At 70.9% G+C, this 4,329-nt stretch carries 5 protein-coding genes; 4 read left to right on the top strand and 1 reads right to left on the bottom strand.

All coding sequences use genetic code 11. From position 1 onward, the window contains the following. Nucleotides 1-1,109: MFS transporter (locus VGW35_26970; protein HEV8311319.1), on the bottom strand; the 1,109-nt coding region annotated here is incomplete at its 3' end. 95 nt (nucleotides 1,110-1,204) lie between these two features. Here VGW35_26970 and VGW35_26965 point away from each other — a divergent pair. From VGW35_26965 to VGW35_26950, 4 genes are all read left to right on the top strand, one after another. Then, a complete protein-coding gene (locus VGW35_26965; protein HEV8311318.1) occupies nucleotides 1,205-2,719 on the top strand; it encodes a dihydroorotase family protein in 1,515 nt (504 codons plus the stop codon). Next, entirely contained in the window at nucleotides 2,694-3,173 is a 480-nt protein-coding gene (locus tag VGW35_26960; GenBank protein ID HEV8311317.1) for a nucleotidyltransferase domain-containing protein, read from the top strand. The genes VGW35_26965 and VGW35_26960 overlap by 26 nt, the downstream gene beginning before the upstream one ends. Then, entirely contained in the window at nucleotides 3,163-3,594 is a 432-nt protein-coding gene (locus VGW35_26955; GenBank protein ID HEV8311316.1) for a DUF86 domain-containing protein, read from the top strand. Before VGW35_26960 ends, VGW35_26955 begins: the two co-directional genes overlap by 11 nt. A gap of 130 nt (nucleotides 3,595-3,724) precedes the next feature. Further along, nucleotides 3,725-4,329: extracellular solute-binding protein (locus VGW35_26950; GenBank protein HEV8311315.1), on the top strand; the 605-nt coding region annotated here is incomplete at its 3' end.

Genomic DNA, 4,329 nt, shown 5'->3' with positions numbered 1-4,329 from the left:
AGCGCGCCGATCAGGAGCTGACCGAGCGGGGCCGTGCCGACGGCGAGGATCCAGGCGCCGCCGGCGCGCCCCCGGAGGTCGCTCGGCACGCTCAGCTGGATCAAGCTCTGAGAGAGGATGTCGGCCAGGGCGCCCATCGCGTTGACCACCACCAGGATGAGCACCACCGAGACGAACCCCGGGGCGATCCCGAGAGCCACCAGGGAGCCGCCGAAGAGGAAGAGCACGGCCTGGAACAGCGTGCCGTTTCCCCGGATCTGCCCCAGCCGCATGATGAAGACGAGCCCCAGAACCCCGCCGACCGACCGCGCCGCCGTCATGACCCCCAGGCCGTCGGCGCCGACGTCGAGCACGTCCCGGGCCAGGCTCGGCAGGAGCGCCTGGTGTGAGAACCCGAGGACCTCGGCCCCGGCTGTCAGCGCGATGAGGCCCGGCAGGCTCCTGTTCCCTCGGAAGGCGCCGGCGAAGCCGAGGAAGTGCGCCCATGCGGAACCGCGCGCCGCCGACCGCCCGCGCCGTCCGGGCTGGACGGATCTCAAGGAGAGGATGCCCGAGAGATACCCGGCTGCCACCGCGAAGTACGCGACGCCGCTCCCGAGCCGCGCGGTGAGGGCGCCGGCGATGAGCGACCCCACCAGTCCGCCCGCGCGCATGGCGAGCCCGAGGAGCGCCAGCCCGTTGAGCAGCTCGGCGCCGCCCACCAGATCGTGAGCGTAGCTCTGGCGCGACACCTCCTGGACGGTCCGGCAACACCCGGCGGCGAAGGTGAGGACCAGCACCTGCCAGACCTGCACGGCGCCCATCAGCACCAGCAGGCCGAGCGTCACCGCCGCGACCGCCTGGGCCGCGCCCGTCGCGATGAGCAGCCGCTTGCGCTCGACCCGGTCCGCGATGAGCCCGGCCGGGATCCCCACCAGGAGGTGTGGGACCATCCGCGCCCCGAGCGCCACGCCGACCATGAAGGGCGAGTCGGTCAGCGTCAGCGTGAGCCAGCCCAGGACGACCTGCTCGCCCATCATCCCGACCGAGCTCAGCCCCGTGGCCAGCTCGAGGAGACGGAAGTCCCGCATCCGGAGCAGCGAGGTCGGGAGGAGCCGGGGGCGCGACACGCCGCGTCATGCTAAGCCGACCCGCCGCGCCATGCAAGGGGACCGCGGCGGATCGCCTGCCCGGCCGGCGATCTGGACTAAGATGACGGGAGACCATGACGGCGGAGCCCGCGCTGGACCTGGTGATCAAGAACGTGCGAGCGGTCCGGCCTCGCCGCCCGGCGGTGGAGCGGCTGGACCTCGGGGTGAAGGACGGGCGGTACGCGCGCATCGCGCCCGAGATCCCCGCCACGGACGCCCGGGAGGTCTTCGACGCCCGGGAGCTCCTGGGCTTTCCCGGGGTGGTCGACGCCCACACTCACGTCGGGATCTACGCGCCGCTGGCCGAGGACGCCGTCACGGAGTCGAAGGCGGCGGCCAGGGGCGGCGTGACGACGATGCTGACCTACGTCCGCACCGGGCAGTATTACCTGAACCGTGGCGGCCCGTATGCCGACGTCTTCCCGGAGGTGCTCCGGCTTTCCGAGGGGCGCTACTGGACCGACTACGGGTATCACGTGGCCCCGATCCAGGCCGCCCACATCGAGGAGATGGAGCCCCTCCTCACCGGGCATGGCGTCTCCTCCTTCAAGATCTTCATGTTCTACGGGGGCTACGGGCTCCACGGCGCCGCCGACCGCGAGGCCCAGCGCCGCTTCCTGATGCTCGACGACGGGGACAGCTACGACCTGGCCCACTTCGAGTTCGTCATGCGGGCCGCGGCCCGGATCCGCGCGGCGCATCCCCGTCTGGCCGACCACGTCAGCGTGAGCCTCCACTGCGAGGTGGCCGAGATCCTGAATGCCTACACCCGCATCGTCCAGCGGGATCGCGCGCTGACGGGCCTCCGCGCCTACAGCGCCGCCCGGCCCCCGCACGCCGAGGGTCTCGCGGTCTGGATCGCCGCCTACCTCGCCCAGGAAGCCGGCTGCGTCAACGTGAACCTGCTCCATCTTTCCTCCCGCAAGGCCCTGGAGGCGGCGCTGACGATGCAGGCGGTCTTCCCTCCCATCGAGTTCCGTCGCGAGGTCACGGTCGGCCACCTCCTGCTCGACGAGGACGCGCCGGCCGGCGCCTACGCCAAGGTGAACCCCCCCATCCGCTCGCGCGCGGACGTGGAGTTTCTCTGGCGGGCCGTGCTCGACGGCCAGGTCGACTGGATCGTCAGCGACCACGCCTGCTGCGCCCGGGAGCTCAAGGTCGCGGCAGAACGCCCCGACGACATCTGGCTCGCCAGGGCGGGCTTCGGCGGGACCGAGTACCTGCTCCCGGGCGTCTTCAGTGAAGGATCGAAGCGCGGCCTGGCCTATTCCCGCATGGCGGAGCTCCTCTGCTGGAATCCGGCCCGGCGATTCGGTCTGGGGACCAAGGGCGACATCGCCGTCGGGTACGACGCGGACCTCGCCCTCCTGGACCCGACCCGGACTTTCACGGTCCGGGCGTCCGAGTCGGCGTCGGCCCAGGGCTATACGCCCTTCGAGGGCCAGGAGCTGACCGGCCAGGTGCGGGCCACGTTCCTGCGCGGTCGCCTCGTCTACGATCGGGGGACGATCCTCGGCCCGGCCCGCGGGGGCTACCTCCGGCGGCCGTCGCCGGGCCCCACGGGTGACGGAGCCGGAACGGGCCGATGATACGCTGAACGTCATGGAGCCAAGAGCGAACCTGTCGCCGAATGACGCCCGCCGGTGTGCCGAGCGAGCCGCGGCCCATTTGAGCGAGGACCCGCGAGTCCAGCTCGTCTACCTGTTCGGCTCGGCGATGGACCCGGATCGGCGCGTCGTGCGCGACATCGATCTGGCCGTACTGACCGATCCGGCGCTCTCCCTCGACGAGTTGACCAAGCGGCAGGCGGATCTGGCGCTCGCGACCGGCGCGGCGATCGACCTCGTCTCGCTCAACGACGCCTCCGTCGTGTTGGCGCATGAGGTGGTAGAGAGCGGCCGGTGCCTGTACGCGAGAAGCGCCGACATAGAGGCAGACTTCGTCACCCGGACCCGCGCCCGGTACTGGGACTTCATGCCGTATCGCGAGCAGCAGTGGCGGCTGGCCGGCGAGCGTCTCACGGAGCGCCCGCGTGGTTCTTAGACCGGAGGCGATCCGCGAGCGACTCCTGAAGCTCGAGGAGGTGATCTCACGGCTGGAGGAGCTGGGGAGGCTCGATCCCGTGGCCGTCCGCACCAATTTCCGCGATGCCTGGGCAGTCGAGCGGGGCCTGCAGCTCGCCGCCGAGGTCGTCTTCGACGTGGGGAATCACATCCTGAGCGGCCACTTCGGCGTGAGCGCGCAGGACTACGAAGACATCATCGCCCAGCTCGGGGCTCACGGCGTCCTCGAGCCGGCGCTTCGCGATCGGCTGAAGGGGCTCGGCGGCTTCCGCAACGTCCTGGTGCATGGCTACCTGCGGGTGGACCCCGACCGGGTGGCCGAATACCTGGCGACGGCGCCCACACGCTTCGCCGACTTCGCGCGGGCGGTACGCGCCTGGTTGGCGAGAGCGACCGGGTGAGCACCGGACGGTGCGGTGAAGGCGCCGGGGTGCCCTTTCCGAAGCATAACCGGGCGTGTTAGATTATCGGCCGGTCGAGGCTGGCATCTTTCCGCGTGCGAGGGACGGTTCTCTCGAGGGGAGCGTGACCATGGAATCCACTGCCGGGCTGTCGCGTCGTCAGTTTCTCGCCACGACCGGTGCCGCGCTCGCCGGCGCCGCCGTGGGCGCGCCCGCGCTCGTTCGCGCGCAGGGCCGGGAGATCGTGGTCGGCGGGCCCGGCGGCATGGCCAATGTGCTGCGCGACGAGGTGATCCCGTCCTTCGAGAAGAAGCACAACTGCAAGGTCCTGTACGAGGGCTCGCGGTCGCTCATCAACCTGCAGAAGCTGGAGACGAACCGGCAGGCGCCGAAGCTCTCGGTGGTCCTCATGGACGAGGACATCATGCTGCGGGCCGCCGAGGAGGACCTGATCGCCCGGGTCAGCCCGGCCGACGTGCCGATGCTGTCGAAGATCCTGCCCCAAGCCATCCGCAAGGACGGCCTGTGGATCAACTACAAGACGCCCCGGGGGGCGATCGCCTACAACAGCAAGGCCCTGCCGGGCGGCGTGCCGACCTGGGCGGAGCTGTGGGAGGCGAAGTACCGGAAGAAGGTCCTGCTCCCCCACATGGGGCTGACCAGCGCGGTCAACGTCCTGACGGTGGCGGCCCACCTCGCGACCGGCAAGCCGCTCCGGGAGGCGCAGTACGATCT

This window comes from Candidatus Methylomirabilota bacterium (assembly GCA_036005065.1).
GTDB lineage: Bacteria > Methylomirabilota > Methylomirabilia > Rokubacteriales > DASRDR01 > DASYQW01.
Note: the sequence above shows the minus strand (reverse complement) of the source record. Positions and strands in the feature narration are given on the sequence as shown.